Origin of the sequence: Nocardioides sp. CPCC 205120, from assembly GCF_048654585.1 — a bacterium.
Classification (GTDB): domain Bacteria; phylum Actinomycetota; class Actinomycetes; order Propionibacteriales; family Nocardioidaceae; genus Nocardioides.
Map to the genome: position 1 here is coordinate 13,348 of NZ_JBMCYY010000003.1, position 15,373 is coordinate 28,720.

17 protein-coding genes are annotated in these 15,373 nt (G+C 74.9%); 12 read left to right on the top strand and 5 right to left on the bottom strand.

Annotated elements, in window-relative coordinates:
• Window positions 1–20 precede the first annotated feature (20 nt).
• Window positions 21–1,382: a cryptochrome/photolyase family protein gene (locus ACOACO_RS15865; RefSeq protein WP_420297263.1), complete on the bottom strand. Its 1,362-nt coding sequence runs from the start codon at window positions 1,380–1,382 to the stop codon at window positions 21–23.
• A gap of 83 nt (window positions 1,383–1,465) precedes the next feature.
• Between ACOACO_RS15865 and ACOACO_RS15870 the strand changes: the two genes are divergently transcribed.
• Window positions 1,466–2,152 (top strand): metal-dependent transcriptional regulator, encoded by a 687-nt coding sequence (locus tag ACOACO_RS15870; RefSeq protein ID WP_420297264.1) that lies wholly within the window; start codon window positions 1,466–1,468, stop codon window positions 2,150–2,152.
• A gap of 273 nt (window positions 2,153–2,425) precedes the next feature.
• Entirely contained in the window at window positions 2,426–2,794 is a 369-nt protein-coding gene (locus tag ACOACO_RS15875) for a hypothetical protein (RefSeq protein WP_420297265.1), read from the top strand.
• Here ACOACO_RS15875 and ACOACO_RS15880 read toward each other — a convergent pair.
• Together ACOACO_RS15880 and ACOACO_RS15885 are read right to left on the bottom strand one after the other, a co-directional pair.
• On the bottom strand, window positions 2,791–3,720 hold the full coding sequence (locus tag ACOACO_RS15880; RefSeq protein ID WP_420297266.1) for an NAD-dependent protein deacetylase: 930 nt from the start codon (window positions 3,718–3,720) through the stop codon (window positions 2,791–2,793). The genes ACOACO_RS15875 and ACOACO_RS15880 overlap by 4 nt on opposite strands.
• 7 nt (window positions 3,721–3,727) lie before the next feature.
• A complete protein-coding gene (locus ACOACO_RS15885; protein WP_420297267.1) occupies window positions 3,728–3,997 on the bottom strand; it encodes a DUF2277 domain-containing protein in 270 nt (89 codons plus the stop codon).
• A 35-nt stretch (window positions 3,998–4,032) separates the two neighbouring features.
• Here ACOACO_RS15885 and ACOACO_RS15890 point away from each other — a divergent pair, with 35 nt between their 5' ends.
• A complete protein-coding gene (locus ACOACO_RS15890; protein ID WP_420297268.1) occupies window positions 4,033–5,202 on the top strand; it encodes a saccharopine dehydrogenase family protein in 1,170 nt (389 codons plus the stop codon).
• Between the two features lie 688 nt (window positions 5,203–5,890).
• Window positions 5,891–7,165, top strand: coding sequence for a DUF222 domain-containing protein (locus tag ACOACO_RS15895; RefSeq protein ID WP_420297269.1), 1,275 nt, complete (start codon window positions 5,891–5,893; stop codon window positions 7,163–7,165).
• A gap of 197 nt (window positions 7,166–7,362) precedes the next feature.
• Here the strand turns inward: ACOACO_RS15895 and ACOACO_RS15900 are convergent, their stop codons facing one another.
• On the bottom strand, window positions 7,363–7,965 hold the full coding sequence (locus ACOACO_RS15900) for a TlpA family protein disulfide reductase (RefSeq protein ID WP_420297270.1): 603 nt from the start codon (window positions 7,963–7,965) through the stop codon (window positions 7,363–7,365).
• 95 nt (window positions 7,966–8,060) lie between these two features.
• On the opposite strand from ACOACO_RS15900, the gene ACOACO_RS15905 reads away from it, so the two are divergent.
• The 5 genes from ACOACO_RS15905 to ACOACO_RS15925 all read left to right on the top strand — a co-directional run bounded on the left by ACOACO_RS15905 (window position 8,061) and on the right by ACOACO_RS15925 (window position 11,996).
• Window positions 8,061–8,552 (top strand): single-stranded DNA-binding protein, encoded by a 492-nt coding sequence (locus ACOACO_RS15905; protein ID WP_420297271.1) that lies wholly within the window; start codon window positions 8,061–8,063, stop codon window positions 8,550–8,552.
• Window positions 8,549–8,737 carry a hypothetical protein gene (locus tag ACOACO_RS15910; RefSeq protein ID WP_420297272.1) on the top strand — a complete coding sequence of 63 codons (189 nt, stop codon included), beginning with the start codon at window positions 8,549–8,551 and terminating at the stop codon, window positions 8,735–8,737. Before ACOACO_RS15905 ends, ACOACO_RS15910 begins: the two co-directional genes overlap by 4 nt.
• Before the next feature lie 306 nt (window positions 8,738–9,043).
• Window positions 9,044–9,478: an SRPBCC family protein gene (locus tag ACOACO_RS15915; protein WP_420297273.1), complete on the top strand. Its 435-nt coding sequence runs from the start codon at window positions 9,044–9,046 to the stop codon at window positions 9,476–9,478.
• Window positions 9,475–10,410, top strand: coding sequence for an SDR family NAD(P)-dependent oxidoreductase (locus ACOACO_RS15920; RefSeq protein WP_420297274.1), 936 nt, complete (start codon window positions 9,475–9,477; stop codon window positions 10,408–10,410). The genes ACOACO_RS15915 and ACOACO_RS15920 overlap by 4 nt, the downstream gene beginning before the upstream one ends.
• Entirely contained in the window at window positions 10,407–11,996 is a 1,590-nt protein-coding gene (locus tag ACOACO_RS15925) for a phytoene desaturase family protein (RefSeq protein ID WP_420297275.1), read from the top strand. Before ACOACO_RS15920 ends, ACOACO_RS15925 begins: the two co-directional genes overlap by 4 nt.
• A gap of 70 nt (window positions 11,997–12,066) precedes the next feature.
• Here ACOACO_RS15925 and ACOACO_RS15930 read toward each other — a convergent pair whose 3' ends face one another.
• The gene (locus tag ACOACO_RS15930; RefSeq protein WP_420297276.1) at window positions 12,067–12,690 is read right to left on the bottom strand and encodes an alpha/beta hydrolase; all 624 of its coding nucleotides are present in this window, start codon (window positions 12,688–12,690) and stop codon (window positions 12,067–12,069) included.
• A 178-nt stretch (window positions 12,691–12,868) separates the two neighbouring features.
• Here ACOACO_RS15930 and ACOACO_RS15935 point away from each other — a divergent pair, with 178 nt between their 5' ends.
• The 3 genes from ACOACO_RS15935 (at window position 12,869) to ACOACO_RS15945 (ending at window position 15,372) form a co-directional block, all read left to right on the top strand.
• Entirely contained in the window at window positions 12,869–13,696 is an 828-nt protein-coding gene (locus ACOACO_RS15935; protein WP_420297277.1) for an amidohydrolase family protein, read from the top strand.
• Window positions 13,697–13,766: 70 nt separating this feature from the next.
• Complete coding sequence (locus tag ACOACO_RS15940; protein ID WP_277501157.1) at window positions 13,767–14,291, top strand: MSMEG_0572/Sll0783 family nitrogen starvation response protein; 525 nt, start codon at window positions 13,767–13,769, stop codon at window positions 14,289–14,291.
• A 10-nt stretch (window positions 14,292–14,301) separates the two neighbouring features.
• Window positions 14,302–15,372: an MSMEG_0568 family radical SAM protein gene (locus ACOACO_RS15945; protein WP_420297278.1), complete on the top strand. Its 1,071-nt coding sequence runs from the start codon at window positions 14,302–14,304 to the stop codon at window positions 15,370–15,372.
• Window position 15,373 lies beyond the last annotated feature (1 nt).

A 15,373-nucleotide genomic window follows, 5' to 3' on the forward strand; every position in this document is an offset into this window, starting at 1 on the left:
ACAGCGGGGAAGCCCGACGCTCAGCGCCGGATGGCCTCCCAGCGGTCGAGGGCCTCGACGCGCTCGGCCTTGTGGTCCACCACCGGCGCCGGGTAGCCGACCGCCGTGCGGTGCTCGGGCGCGGGGTCGTGGACGTCGGCGCCGTCGGGCAGGTCGCGCAGCTCGGGCACCCAGCGCCGCACGTACGCGCCCTGCGGGTCGAACTTGCGGCCCTGCGACGTGGGGTTGAAGACGCGGAAGAACGGCGAGGCGTCGGTGCCGCTGCCGGCGGTCCACTGCCACCCGTGGTTGTTGGAGGCGAGGTCACCGTCGACGAGCCAGCGCAGGAAGTGGCGCGCGCCGTGCTGCCACTCCACGTGCAGGTCCTTGACGAGGAAGCTCGCCGTGATCATCCGGAGGCGGTTGTGCATCCAGCCCGCGCCGCGCAGCTGACGCATCCCGGCGTCGACGATCGGGAACCCGGTGCGGCCCGCGCACCACGCCTCGAACGCCTCGCCGGGCGCCTCGTAGGCCATCTGGCCGTACTCCGGGCGCAGGTAGTGGCGCGCCGAGTCCGGGCGGCGGTGCAGCACGTCGGCGTAGAACTCCCGCCACGCCAGCTCCGTGCGGTAGGTGGTGCGGCCGCGCCCGGCGGAGCGCCCCAGGTCCGCCAGCATCGTGCGGGGGTGGATCTCGCCCCACTTCAGGTGCACCGACATCTTGGAGGTGGCGTCCAGGTCGGGCCGGTCGCGGCCCTCGGCGTACTCGTCGAGGTGGTCGGCGACGTACGCCGCCCAGCGCTGCGCCGCGGCCTCCTCACCGGCGTCGGGCAGCCGCAGCCCCTCCGGCAGGTCGACCCCGGGCACGTCGACCGTGTCCTGCAGGGCCAGCCCGCGCAGCCGGGTGGGCGCCGGGGCCGGGGCGTCCCAGCCGTGGTCGGCCCAGGCCCGGGAGAAGGGGGTGAAGACGGCGTACGCCGAGTCGTCGGCCTTGCGCACGGTCCCCGGCGGCACCGCGTACGGCGACCCGGTGCGCACGAGCTCGATCCCGTGCCCGGCCAGGGCCGCAGCGACCCGCTCGTCGCGCGCGGCGCCGTACGGGTTGAAGTCGGCGCTGACGTGGACGGCGGTGGCGCCGACCTCGCGGGCCGCGGCGACCACCCGCTCGACCGGGTCGCCGTGGACGAGCGCGAGCCGCGCGTCGTGGGTGCGCAGGGAGGCGTCGAGGGCCCGCAGCGCTGCGGTCAGGTGGGAGCGGCGCGACACCCCGGCCGGGCCCCACAGGGCCGGGTCGAGGACGAAGAGAGGGAGCACCGCGTCGGCCTCGCAGGCCGCGAGCAGCGCGGGGTTGTCGCCGAGACGCAGGTCACGGCGGAACCACATGACGGCGTGGTCGGCAGGCACGCGACCAGCCTGCCAGGGGGCGGAAGCAGGGGCCCCGGCTCGCGGTTCTGCGGCCGTCGTCGCCGTAGGCAAGAATGGGTCCCGTGAGCGATCTCATCGACACCACCGAGATGTACCTGCGCACGATCTACGAGCTCGTCGAGGAGGGGATCGTCCCGCTGCGGGCGCGGATCGCGGAGCGTCTCCACCAGTCGGGCCCGACCGTGTCGCAGACGGTCGCGCGCATGGAGCGCGACGGCCTGCTCACCGTCGAGGGCGACCGCCACCTCGAGCTGACCGACGACGGGCGCCGCCTGGCCGTGCGCGTCATGCGCAAGCACCGGCTCGCCGAGCGCCTGCTGACCGACATCATCGGGCTCGACTGGGAGCTCGTGCACGCGGAGGCGTGCCGCTGGGAGCACGTGATGAGCGAGACCGTCGAGCGGCGCCTGCTGGAGCTGCTCGACAACCCGACCGAGTCGCCGTACGGAAACCCGATCCCCGGGCTCGACGAGCTCGGCCAGATCGAGTCGGCCGAGGCGTTCATGGAGGGCGTGGAGTCGCTGCAGGCCGTCGCCGGCGAGAGCGAGGCGCTCGTGCACGTGCGCCGCATCTCCGAGGAGATGCAGAAGGACGAGACGCTGATGAGCGCGCTGCGCCGCGTCGGCGCCCTGCCCGACAAGACCGTCACCGTGGTCGCCACCTCCGAGGGCGTGCTCGTCGGCTCCGGCGGCGAGACGGCCGAGATCTTCCCCGAGGCGGCCGAGCACATCTTCGTGCGCCGCAGCTGACGCGCGTCCGGCCTGCGCCCGCCCCCGGGACCAGGGGCGGGAACGGAGGATTTCCAGAGGTTCCCTTGAGGTCGGCGCGGCCGTTCGTCGGTAGCGTCGTGCGTGCGTCGCCCCTCGCGGGGAGGGTGAGGGGCGACGCCGTCACCGGCCCCCCCCGCGCCGTCCGCCCGTCGAGGCGGCGGAGTGGTCCAGACCGGTGTGACCCCCACCCGATCGGCTCGTTGGTGCGAGCGACGAGGGTGCGGGGCCCTCGCCGGCCGGGAGGAACCACCAGTGGAGACGATCGACATCGCTCTTGCGCCGTTCGCGCTGCGCTCGCGCAGCGTCGTGCTCGCCCACGGCGCCACCGGCCTCGCCCGCGGCCTCGAGCCCGGTGAGACCGTCGTCCTGCGCGACGAGCAGGGGAACCTGCACACCGCGCACGTGGCCGACCTCGACTTCGGCCTCGAGGAGACCTACTACCGCCTCGCGCTCCACGACCCGGCGGCCGGACCGGGGCGCCCGGCGTCGACGACGGCCGAGCCCGGGCTCGACGACGAGCTGCGGCGCGTCGAGGAGCTGCTCCGCGAGGCGCGCGAGCAGGGCATCGTGCCGCCCACCCGGCCGTGGTCGCCGGGCCCGCTGGCCGCTGCCGGGCGCTAGGCCACCGGGCGCCGGGCTGCCAGGTCGAGCAGGAACGGCGTGCAGCCCGCCTCCACGGCGTACGTCGCGAGCTCGTCGCCACGTGTCGCGCCCCGGTTGACCACCACGACCGGCAGGCCCGCCTTGGCGGCGCGGCGCACGAACCGGAAGCCGCTCATCACCGTCAGCGACGTGCCCACCGCCAGCAGCGCGCCGTCGGCCGGGTCGAGGGCGTCCAGCGCCGCGAAGCACCGCTCCACCCGCGCGGCGGGCACGTTCTCGCCGAAGAACACGACGTCGGGCTTCAGCACCCCGCCGCACGCCTCGCACGGCGGGACCACGAAGTCGCGCGTCTCGTCGAGCGCGACGTCGCCGTCGGGGCGGACCTCGACGTCGGCGTGCCGCTCGGCCCAGCCCGGGTTCGCCGCCGCCATCCGCTGCTGCAGGGCGACGCGGGTCGACGTACGGCGGCAGTCGAGGCACACGACGTCGGCGATGCGGCCGTGGAGGGCGACGACCCGGCGGGTGCCGGCGGCCTCGTGGAGACCGTCGACGTTCTGGGTGATCAGCAGCTCGGGGTCGAGCCGGGCGAGGGCGCGGTGGCCGGGGTTGGGCTCGGCGTGCCGCATGCGGGCCCAGCCGAGGTGGCTGCGCGCCCAGTAGCGCTGCCGGGCCGCCTCGCCGGAGACGAAGTCGCCGTAGGTCATCGGCGTCGGCCGCGGGGGCAGACCCTGCGCCACGGGGCCGCGGTAGTCGGGGATGCCCGAGTCGGTCGACAGGCCCGCGCCGCCGAGCACGACGAGGCGCCGGCCGACGAGCAGGTCGAGGGCGGCGGAGCGGTGCTCGGGCGCGGCCGAGCGTCCGGCGGGTCCCGTGGAGGGGCCGGCGGAGGGGTCGGCGGAGGGGTCGGTGGGGCGGCCGGCGCCCGGGGCGGGCAGGAGCGTCACGGGCGGCTCAGCGGGCGTAGCGCAGCTCGGCGCGGGCGCGTGCCTTCGCGGCCTCGACGTCGCGGTCCTTCGGCGGGGCGTTCGTCTCCAGGTCGTCGACGAGCTGCCGGGTGATGGCGGCGATCTCGGCGACGGCGCGGTCGAAGACCGCCTGGTTGGCCTGCGACGGCTTCGTGGTGCCGCTGACCTTGCGCACGAACTGCAGCGCCGCGGCCTGCACCTCGTCGTCGGTCGCCGGCGGCTCGAAGTTGTTGAGCGGACGGATGTTGCGGCACATGGTCCCAACGTACGCCGCGCCGTAGGTTGGGAGCCATGCCTGAACGCGCTGACCGCGAGCTCGACCTCGTCGTCCTGGGAGCCACCGGGTTCACCGGTCGCCTCACCGCCGCCTACCTCGCCCGCCACGCCCCCGCCGACCTGCGCTGGGCGCTGGCCGGGCGGAACGAGGGCCGGCTGGCAGCCGTGCGGGACGGCCTCCCGACCGGGTCCGCCGCCGCGCCCGAGCTCGTGGTCGCGGACTCCTCCGACGCCGCGTCGCTGCGGGCGATGGCGGAGCGCACGCGCCTGGTGCTGACGACGGTCGGGCCCTTCCTGCGGTACGGCGAGCCGCTCGTCGCCGCCTGCGCGGCCGCCGGCACCGACTACGTCGACAGCACGGGCGAGCCGGAGTTCGTCGACGACGTCTGGCTGCGCCACCACGCCGCGGCCGAGGCGTCGGGCGCCCGCGTCGTGCACGCCTGCGGCTTCGACTCGATCCCGCACGACCTGGGCGTGCGGTTCGCGGTGCGCCAGCTGCCCGACGACGTGCCGATCCGGGCGCGCGGCGTCGTGCGGGCCGCCGCCTCGTCGTCGTCCGGCACGCTCAACTCCGCGCTCGAGCAGTTCGCCCGGGCGCGGACGATGAGCCGCACCCACGCCGAGCGCCGCAAGGCCGAGGGCCGGCCGGAGGGCCGCCGCGTGCGGGGCTCGGCGGGCAAGCCGCACCGCGACCCCGTCCTGGGCTACTGGCTGCTCCCGCTGCCCACGATCGACCCGATGGTCGTGGTGCGCAGCGCGGCCGCGGACCCGGCGTACGGCCCCGACTTCACCTACTCCCACTACGCCGGCACGAAGACGCTGCGCTACGCGGCCGGCGGTGCCGTGGGCGTCTCCGCGCTGGCCGCCGCCGCGCAGGTCGGGCCGCTGCGGCGCGCGCTGCAGCGCAAGGTCGGCGAGGGGCAGGGGCCGGACGAGCGGCGCCGCGAGCGCTCCTGGTTCACCGTCGACGTCGTCGCCGAGGGCGGCGGGCGCACGGTCCACGCCCGGGTGAGCGGCGGGGACCCGGGCTACACCGAGACCGCGACGATGCTCGCCGAGTCCGCGCTGTGCCTGCTGCTCGACGACAACCCGTCGACCGCCGGGATGGTGACGACCGCGACCGCCATGGGCGACCACCTCACGGGCCGCCTCCAGCAGGCCGGGATCCGGTTCGAGCTGCTCTGACGGAGCCGGGGCCGGGTGCTCGGTCGGGTGGTCGACCGGGGGTGCGGCCCGGGCTGTTGCCGGCCGGTCGGCCGGGGGTGCGGGTGTCGACGGGGCGCACGTGTGCGGCCTCGACCCAGGTGAGCACCGCTCGCGGTGAGCCGCCGTGCGCCCGCGCCGCCTGGTCGATCGTGACGACGAAGGCGTCCCAGTCGCCCGGCCGGGTCGGGCTGCGCCGCCACATCATCAGCAGCCCCGCCTGCGGGTGCACCCAGTGGCCCGTGAGGTCGACCCAGACGTGCTGCACCCGCGCGGGGCGGACGGGCCCGGGGTCGGACGGCGGGTGCGGCACGGGCGAAGAATAGAACACGTGTTCGAACGCGCAGGTCGTGCGCGGTGGCGGGGTGCGGTGGGTCCGGTGGTCGAGGTGGCCGTGCCAGCGGCGGCGATCCGGGGGTTGAGGTGGCCGAGGTGCTCGGCGGGTCGGTGGTCGAGGTGCCCGTGCCAGCGGCGGCGATCCGGTGGTTGAGGTGGGTGCGCCCGTGCTTGATCCGGTGGTTGAGGTGGCCGCGCCGGCGGCCCTCGAAACCACATCCGGGTACGCCGGTGGCCGGGGGCGCGGGCGCCGCGTCTGACCTGCGCAAACTAGTTCTGTGGAGAACCGTCGATCGTGGCCGGAAGTGTCGGTGGTCGCTGGTGTGATGGATCCATGACCGAGACCGCGCTGCACCCCATCGCCGGGGTCGCCGCGCGTCTGCACGAGGATCTCGACGACGGCTTCGACCTCGGTCTTCTGACGCTCGGCCCGACCGAGACGGGCGCCGCGCTCGTCGAACTCGAACGGGCCGCGAACCGCCTCGCCGCCCTGCAGTCGACGCTGCTGGCGCACGCCGCCGAGGTGCGGGTCGAGGGCGAGACCGGTGCCCCGTCGACCGCGGTGTGGTTCGCGAACGCGACGCAGGTGACGCGCGCCGAGGCCCACCGCCGCGTCCGCGTCGCGGTCGCCACCGACGAGCGGTACGACGCTCTCGTCGCTGCCTGCTCCTCTGGCTCCGTGTCACCCGGCCAGGCCGAGGTGATCGTGCGAGCGCTTGACGACCTCGGCGACGGCCCGAACGAGTCCGGTGCCGAGCTGGAGGTCCTGGGCCGGGCGGAGCAGGCGCTGGTGGGCTTCGCGGTCGATCACGACGCGAAGGACCTGCGGGTGCTGGGTCGTCGGATCCTCGACATCGTCGCGCCCGCGATCGGTGAGGCGCGTGAGGCGGAGCTGCTGGCGAAGGAGGAGCGTGAGGCGGCTGCGCGGATCCGGCTCACGATGCGCGAGGACGGCCACGGCTGCGTCCACGGGAAGTTCACGGTGCCGGAGATGCACGGCGCGATGTTCACCAAGATGCTCGACGCCATCGCCTCGCCCCGCCGGGACCACCTGCACGTCGACCCTGCTGCTGACGCTGCTGACTTCGCCGACGTCCGGCCGGTGTGGGAGAGGCGCGGCCTCGCGTTCGTCGAGCTGATCGAGCGGATGCGTGACGCCGACCTCCCCGACGCGGCCGGTGCGGGCGCGACCGTGGTCGTCACGATGCAGCTCGACACCCTCACCGGCGGCCTGGCCGCGGCTTCGTTGGACACCGGTCACCGCATCTCCCCGGGTGAGGCCCGGCGGCTGGCGTGCAGCGCCGACCTGGTCCCGGCGGTGCTGGGCACCAAGAGCGAGGTCCTGGACCTCGGCCGTTCCGCGCGGTTCCACACCAAGCCCCAGCGGATCGCGCTGATCCTGCGCGACGGAGGTTGCACCGCCGAGGGGTGCGACGCCCCACCGCACCGGTGCGAGGCCCACCACGACGACCCGTGGTCACGCGGGGGACGCACCTCCGTCGCACGGGGGCGGCTGCTGTGCTGGCGCCACCACCGCGTCGCGCACGACCCGACCTATCTGACCGAGAGGCTCGGCACCGGCAAGCTCAGGTTCACGCGGCGGAACTGATGAACCCGCAACCCCGAACCGTGGTTTCGAGGGCCGCTGGCGCGGCCACCTCAACCACCGGACACGCACGCGGTCACCCCGGCCTCTTCGGTGGTTGAGGTGGGTTGCTCTGGCAACCCCTCGAAACCACGCCCGGGAAGCAAGTCCTGGTTTCGAGACCGCCGGCGCGGCCACCTCAACCACCGGAACGGCGGTGCTCAGGTGCCGAGGCGCTGGGCGACGTCGCGCTGCAGCTCGTCCAGGGAGCGGAACTCGCCGAGGTGGGCCCAGGTGATGCGGCCGTCCTCGACGATGAACGAGGCCGGGAGGAAGCGGCGGTCGACGGCGGTGCCGACCTGGTTCGCGAAGCGCTCGTCCGCGTCGAGGAAGTTGGCGAACGACAGGCCGTGCTGCGCCACGACGCCCTCGGCCGCGTCCCGGCCGGCGTCACGGGAGACGCCGACGACGGTGACGTCGGGGGAGGTGCGGGAGAACTCCTCCATGATGGGCAGCTCCCGCTCGCACGGTCCGCACCACGACGCCCAGACGTTGAAGAACCGAGGACCGTCGTCGCCGGAGGCCGGTCCTGGGACGAGGCGGTCGAGGTCGCCGAGGGCGGCCTCGGGGAAGGGTTGGTCGACCTGGACCCAGCCCGTTGACACGTCGGAGCCCGGCGCGGGGGCGCTGGACTCGCCCGCCGTGCTCACCTCGACGCCGGGCAGGGCCCGGTCGAGCACGAGCAACCCGACCACCACGACCACCACCGCCGCGAGCGCGGCGAGGAGGCGGCGCCGGCGGCGACGCGGGGTGCTCGGCGACATCGGCGTCCTTCCTGCGGGTCCGCCACCCATCATCCCGCGCCCGCCCTGAGCCACCGGTCACGACCCCGCCCCCGCGACCCGCCGGCCGCGACACCGTGTGGGGCCAGCCGGCCGAGAACATCGCCGAAACCATCACCCGCGGCGACCGCGTCCTGGTCCACGGCCACGTCGAGACCGAGACCTGGGAGGACCGCGAGACTGGAGAGAAGCGCACCCGCGACGTCGTCGTGGTCAACGAGCGCGACGGCGAGATCGGCGTATCGCTGTCCTGCGCCACCGCCCAGCTCGAGAAGAGAACCCCCGCCGCACCACCGACGGCGGCACGAATGCCGACCGCGACGGCAGCTGACCCCACCCACCGAGCGGGAGGGTGCCCACGGGGACCTGCGCCCCGACCGGCACCCTCCCCAATCACATGCCGGCGATGCCCGGTCCTGCCAGGATCAGCGCATGAAGAGCTCGAGTGCCTCGAACACCGAGGCAGCAGGACGGATTGCCTTCATCGTCTCCGCTGCGCTCGGGGGCGGTCTCACGGTCATGGGCCTGCTCGCCATCGGTCAGGCTGGGCGAACCGCCTAAGAACATGACCCGACAGCAGAAGGTGTTGATCGTCGTCCTGGCGGTGTGCGTGATCGGCGGGATCAGGGCAGTGTTCGAGGACAACGCGGCCCAGCAGGCGCTAGGTGTGCTCGCAGCACTCTTCGGCACCATCGCGATCGTGCAGATGGTGCGGGGGGCGAACAAGGCGCCCCGGGACCGCAACGCTTCGTAACCTCCGCTGTCTCGCTGCGGACCTGACTCAGACCCCGCCCCTACCGGATGACGCTGCAGCCCAGCTGAACCTCGCCGTCCTCCGACGGACCTCGGATCGCGGCAGTCCGGATGCTCAGCCCCAAGCCCCGGACCGGCCCCGGTAGAGCGCGCCGCAGGCGCCCGCGCCCACCCGTCCCGGCACCCCGAGTAGCGCGGAGTGGGGCTTGATGCGCAGCACGCGTCCCCACCCCCTCCCCGCCGACCGCGACCCGCCGACCGCGTCACGTCCCGGGTGGAGGGGAGGGCGACGGGGTACCGGGCTCGCATGGCACGCAACGAACGCGTCACGACCGCCACGCCCGAGCAGGTCTGGGAGGTGCTGGCCGACGGCTGGCTCTACCCGTTGTGGGTCGTGGGGGCCTCCCGCATCCGCGGTGTCGACGACGGCTGGCCGGCCGTCGGCACCCGCATCCACCACTCCTTCGGTGCCTGGCCGTTCCTCATCGACGACGCGACCGTGGTGCAGGAGGTCGAGCCCGGGACCCGCATCCGTCTGCGGGCGCGCGGCTGGCCGATGGGCGAGGCCGGCATCACCATCACGCTGCGCCCCGAGGGCACCGGCACCCGCCTGGTCCTCGAGGAGGACGCCGTGAAGGGTCCGGGCACCCTCGTGCCGAAGCCGCTGCGCGGCGCCGGCATCGCCGTCCGCAACGTCGAGGCGCTGCGCCGCCTCGCCCTGCTCGCCGAGGGGCGCGCGTGAGCGCCGACCTCGCCCCGGGCTCCGTCGTCCTCATCACCGGTGCCTCCAGCGGCATCGGCCTCGGGGTCGCGCACGAGCTGGCCGCCGCCGGGCACCACCTCGTGCTCGCCGCCCGCGACCGCGCCGCGCTCGACCGCGCGGTCGAGTCCTGCGTGCGCCTCGGGGCCGCCTCCGCGATCGCCGTCGTCACCGACGTCGGTGACGACGAGGCGGTCGCCCGCCTCGTCGAGACCGCCCAGGGTCGCGACGGCCGCCTCGACGCCGTCGTCAGCTGCGCCGGCGTCGCCTCCTACGGCCGTCTCGAGGAGCAGCCGACCGACGTGGTCGACGGCGTGCTCCGCACGAACCTCCTCGGCTCGATCTCCCTCGCCCGCCACACGCTGCCGGTGCTGCGGCGCCAGGAGCGCGGCACCCTGCTGTTCGTGGGCTCCGTCCTGGGCCACGTCGCGACGCCCACGATGACGCCGTACGTCGTGAGCAAGTGGGGCGTGCGCGCCCTCGCCCGCGAGCTGCAGATCGAGAACCGTGACCTGCCGGGCGTGCGCGTCGAGTACGTCGCCCCCGGTGGCGTCGACACCCCCATCTACGCGAACGCGGCGACGACGGGCGTCCGGGGTCGTCCGCCGTTCCCGGTCGCGTCGGCGGAGAAGACCGCCCGCCAGGTGGTCGCCGCCCTCCAGGGCCGGCGCCACGCGTCGCAGCTGAGCACCGCCAACCACCTGCTGCGCCTCGGCTTCACTGCCGCGCCGAAGGTGTACGACGCGATCGTCACGCCGGCCTTCCGGGTCATCGCCGCCGAGCGCAAGCCGGCGGCGCCCGGGCCCGGCAGCGTCCTGGACCCGGTGCCGGACGGGCACGACCTCAGCGGCGGGCACGGCAGCGGTCTGACGGCGGTGGTCCGCGAGATCAAGCGCGCGGTGCGCGGCTCGTGAGCAGCACGTACGACGCCGTCGTCATCGGCGCCGGGCCCAACGGCCTCGTCGCCGCCAACCTGCTCGTCGACGCCGGCTGGTCGGTGCTCGTGCTCGAGGCCCAGCCGAAGGTCGGCGGCGCCGTCGCCAGCGACCGCGGGGTCGACCCCGAGTTCGTGCACGACACGTTCAGCGCGTTCTACCCGCTGGCCGCCGCCTCGCCGACGCTGCGCGACTTCCGGCTCGAGGAGCACGGCCTGCAGTGGCTGCACCCCCCGGCCGTGCTGGGCCACGCCACCCCCGGCGGGTGGGCGATCCTGCACCGCGACCGGGACGTGACGGCCGCCGGGCTCGAGCGGCTCCACCCCGGCGACGGTCAGGCGTGGCTCGACCTGTGCGCCACCTGGGACCACATCGGCGACGAGGTCGTGCACGCGCTCCTCGCCCCGTTCCCGCCCGTGCGCTCCGGGCTGCGCGCCCTGACGAAGCTGCGACGCGCCGGCGGGCTCGACCTCGTCCGGATGCTCCTCAGCCCCGCCGCCGACATCGGCCGCGAGCTGTTCGGCGGCCCCGGGCCGCGCCTGCTGCTCGCGGGCAACGCCGGCCACGCCGACATCCCGCTCGACGCGCCCGGCTCGGGTCTCATGGGCGTCCTCATGTCGATGCTGGCCCAGACCGTGGGCTTCCCCGTCCCGGCCGGCGGCGCCGGTGAGCTGGCCGCCGCGCTCGAGCGTCGTCTCGTCGCCCGCGGCGGCGAGGTGCGCTGCGGCGCCGAGGTGACGGCCGTCGACGTGCGCGACGGCCGCGCCACCGGCGTGCTGGCCGCGGGGGAGCACTTCGGCGCCCGCCGCGCCGTCGTCGCCGACGTCGTCGCCCCCAAGCTCTACGGCGGGCTCGTCGCCGCCCACCACCTGCCCGACCGCTTCCGCCGCCGGCTCGAGGGCTTCTCGCTCGACCCCGGCACCGTGAAGGTGGACTGGGCGCTCGACGGTCCCGTGCCCTGGGCCGTCCAGCCCGAGCACGCGCCCGGCACCGTCCACGTCGCCGACTCCGTCGACCAGATGGCCGACGCGCTCCACATGGTGAGCAACGGCTCGGTCCCGGCCGACCCGTTCCTCCTCGTGGGCCAGATGACGACCGCCGACCCGTCGCGCTCGCCCGCCGGCACGGAGTCGCTGTGGGCCTACACGCACGTGCCGCAGGAGGTGCGGGACGACGCCGGCGGCGAGGGCCTCACCGGCCGCTGGGACCGCAGCGAGTGCGAGCGCTTCGCCGACCGGGTGCAGGCGCGCTTCGAGCGGCTCGCCCCCGGCTTCGGCGACCGCGTGCGCGCCCGGCGCGTGATCGGGCCCCACGAGATGGAGGCCCAGGACGCCAACCTGATGGGCGGCTCCATCAACGGGGGTACGGCGCAGCTCCACCAGCAGCTCTTCTTCCGGCCGGTCACCGGCTGGGGTCGGGCGGAGACGCCGATCCGTGGGCTCTACCTGGGCTCGGCGTCCGCGCACCCCGGCGGCGGCGTCCACGGCGCCCCCGGCAGCAACGCCGCCCGCGCCGCGATCGCCCACGACCGCGTGCAGCGGGTCAAGCGGCTCGGCCGCTCCTGACCGGACCCGCTCACCCGGGCCGCTGACCCGGCCCGCTGACCCGGCCCGCTGACCCGGGCCCACCGCCCGGTCAGCGGGCGGCGCGCCCCGCGCCCAGCGTCTCGGCCACGAACTCCGCCGCCCGCCTCTCGAACCGGGGGCCCTGGCGCAGCATCGCGTGCTGGGCGCCCTCGACCACCTCGAAGGTGACGTCGGTGGTGCGGGCGAGGCGGTCCGCCACGGTGCGCGCCCGCTCGATCGGCGCGATCCGGTCGGCCGAGCCGTGGACCACCAGGACGCGCCGACCCCGGAGGTCGGCGGAGTCGCTGGGCAGCACCCAGGGGTTGAGCGCGACGACGCACCGCACGTCCGGGGCGGCCCCGGCCAGCAGCGCGGCGCGACCGCCGAGGGAGTGCCCCACGAGCGCGACCGGGAGGTCGCCCCACCGGTCGCGGGTCACGTCCATCGCCCACCGCGCGTCGTGCACGGGCGTCGTCGACGGGTCCCACCCGCGGTGGGAGTTGAGCAGGCGGTAGACGGCGACCTCCTTCGCCTTCCATGCCACCCGCAGCGCGATCGGCCTCATCCGCAGCACCGACAGCTGGGTCGGGCTCACCATCGGGCTGCCGGGGCGGGAGCCGCCGCCGTGCAGGACGATCGCGACACCGACGGGCCGCGACGGCAGGCGGACGGGCAGGAGCCGGGGTTCGGCCACGCGGTCGACTCCGTCCGGTGGGGCCGGTCGGGAGGGTCCGGCGGGGGAGGGCCGCACGGCAGCCGCGCGGGGGATGGTCGACCCCGGTACCCGCGGTAACGGGGAACTTACGCACCGGGTCGTGCACCGTGTTCCAGGCGCAACCAGACCGAAACACCCCGGGCGTGGACTGCTCCGCATGACGTCCACCGCCCACGACGCGCACCGGCACATCGGCCGGTTGCCGGCGTACCCCTTCTACGGGGGCCCGGCGATCTCCCCCGACGTCACCGCCCGCGAGACGCTCGCCGAGCTGGTGCGCGACCTCGACGCGGAGCGCACCGAGCGTGCGCTCGTGCTGCCCAACTACGGCGTGCCCGACCCCGACGTGTCGTTCCGGCTCAACCACCTCGCCCTCGAGGCGGCCCAGGCCGACGACCGCGTGCGGTGCGGGCTGTGGGTCTCGCCCAAGGCCTCCGACGCCGCCCGCAACGACGGCGCCCTCGCGCTGGCCCGCGAGGACGGCGTGGCCGCCCTCAAGACCAGCTTCCTGCTGGGCGGCGACGTCGACGACCCCGACTGCCGCGAGCAGCTCGACCGGATCTTCACCACCGCCGCCGAGCTCGACCTCGTCGTCCACGTGCACACCTCGCCCGGCGCCGCCTCCGACGTCGACCGCGTCGGCGAGCTCGTCGAGCGGTACGGCGACGCCACCAAGATCCACCTCGTCCACCTGGGCGGCGGCATGAGCGGGCACATGAAGCTCATCGGCGGCCGCCTCTTCGACTGGATCGAGGCCGGCAAGCAGGTCTACACCGACACCTCGTGGGCCATCGGCTTCGCGCCGCAGTGGCTCTGCCGGGAGATCGAGCGCCGCGGGACCGGCCACGACCGTGTCCTCTTCGCCACCGACACCCCCTGGGGCGACCACGCCGGCGAGCACGCCCGCCTGGCCGCCGCCACCGACGACCCCGAGCTCACCGCCGCGCTCTTCCGGGGCAACTTCGAGGCGCTGTACGGCGCCTGACCCACCCGCCTGACCCACCCGCCGCACCCACCCGCCGTACCCACCGCAGCACCGACCACAGGAGCAGACGATGCCCACGTTCGACGACGAGATCATGGCCAACATCGAGAAGTCCGTCGCGGAGATCCCGCACCCCTCGCAGGCGAAGGGGACCAACCTGTACGGCTCGACGAAGATCTTCCCGGACTACCAGGCGAGCGAGGGCCAGAGCTACCTCACGCTCGTCCACGGCATCCCGCACGAGAGCTCGGTCAGCTTCGTCGCCGTCCTCCAGGCCACCCGGGCCCTGCGCAAGGGCTTCGAGTCGGTCCTCTACTTCTACGGGCCCGGCGCGCTGGCCTGCGCCGACACCCGGGGGTTCCCGACCACCGGCGACGTCGCCTTCCCCGGCAACCAGAACATGAACGACTCCATCAAGACGTTCATCGCCGAGGGCGGCACCGTCTTCTGCTGCCGCTTCGGCATGGCCCTGCACGGGCAGCGCGAGGAGGACCTCATCGCGGGCGTCATCCCCTGCCACCCGCTCGACGTGCAGGACTGCGTCATCCACTTCGCCAACAAGGGCGCCATCATCAACTCGGTCTACAACCTCTGAGGCGCGGACGATGACCGCACCGACCCCCTCCTCCACCCGGGTGGACGTCGCCATCCAGGGCATCCGGCTGCTCGACGCCCCGGTCTCGCGCCGCGCCGGCGCCGGCCCGAGCGACGACGGGCACGTCCTCCTCGACGGGGTCGGTGCGGCCATCCCCCTCAACCCCCGCAGCCCCTACTCGGTGCGCGGCGGCAAGCTGCTGCTCGACGGCGCCGACACCGGCATGGGCGTCGAGGCCGTGCGCCGCCCCCGGTTCTACGACCTCACCACCGCCGACGGCGTCGGTTACGACAAGATCGCCCGGCTGCACTCCGCGAACGTGCTCGCCACCACCGTCGTGCAGACCTGCGTGCGCTACGACGAGCCCGAGCGCTGCCGCTTCTGCGCCATCGAGGAGTCGCTGCGCGCCGGCGCCACCGTCGCGGTCAAGACCCCCGCCCAGATCGCCGAGGTGGCCCTCGCCGCCCACGAGCTCGACGGCATCACCCAGGTCGTCATGACCACGGGCACCTCCAACGGCCGCGACCGCGGCGCCACCCACCTCGCCCGCTGCGTGCGCGCCGTGCGGGCGGTGCTGCCGGACCTGCCGATCCAGGTGCAGTGCGAGCCGCCCGGCGACCTGGCCACGATCCAGGAGCTGCACGACGCGGGCGCCCGCTCCATCGGCATCCACGTCGAGTCCCTCGACGACGAGGTCCGCCGGCGCTGGATGCCGGGCAAGGGATCGGTGCCGATGGCCGAGTACCGCGCCGCCTGGGCCGAGGCCGTCCGCGTCTTCGGCTGGAACGAGGTCTCGACGTACCTGCTCGTCGGCCTCGGCGAGGACCCCGACGAGCTCGTCGCGGGGGCCGAGGAGCTCATCGCGATGGGCGTCTACCCCTTCGTCGTGCCGTTCCGCCCGCTCGCCGGCACGCTCGCCACCGACGTCGACGGCGTCGGCGCCCCCGACCCGCGCGTCGTCGGCTCCGTGACGACCCGCGTCGCCGCCGCCCTGCGCCGCGCGGGCATGGCGGGGGCAGCCCAGTCGGCCGGCTGCGCCGCCTGCGGCGCCTGCTCCGCCCTGGCCTGCGAGGGGGCCTGAG

Coding starts and splice junctions, on each gene's coding strand:
- ACOACO_RS15890 (WP_420297268.1), top strand. CDS start 4,033: ATGCCTGAACGCGCTGACCGCGAGCTCGACCTCGTCGTCCTGGGAGCC.
- ACOACO_RS15945 (WP_420297278.1), top strand. CDS start 14,302: ATGACCGCACCGACCCCCTCCTCCACCCGGGTGGACGTCGCCATCCAG.
- ACOACO_RS15935 (WP_420297277.1), top strand. CDS start 12,869: ATGACGTCCACCGCCCACGACGCGCACCGGCACATCGGCCGGTTGCCG.
- ACOACO_RS15895 (WP_420297269.1), top strand. CDS start 5,891: ATGACCGAGACCGCGCTGCACCCCATCGCCGGGGTCGCCGCGCGTCTG.
- ACOACO_RS15900 (WP_420297270.1), bottom strand. CDS start 7,965: ATGTCGCCGAGCACCCCGCGTCGCCGCCGGCGCCGCCTCCTCGCCGCG.
- ACOACO_RS15910 (WP_420297272.1), top strand. CDS start 8,549: ATGACCCGACAGCAGAAGGTGTTGATCGTCGTCCTGGCGGTGTGCGTG.
- ACOACO_RS15915 (WP_420297273.1), top strand. CDS start 9,044: ATGGCACGCAACGAACGCGTCACGACCGCCACGCCCGAGCAGGTCTGG.
- ACOACO_RS15940 (WP_277501157.1), top strand. CDS start 13,767: ATGCCCACGTTCGACGACGAGATCATGGCCAACATCGAGAAGTCCGTC.
- ACOACO_RS15885 (WP_420297267.1), bottom strand. CDS start 3,997: ATGTGCCGCAACATCCGTCCGCTCAACAACTTCGAGCCGCCGGCGACC.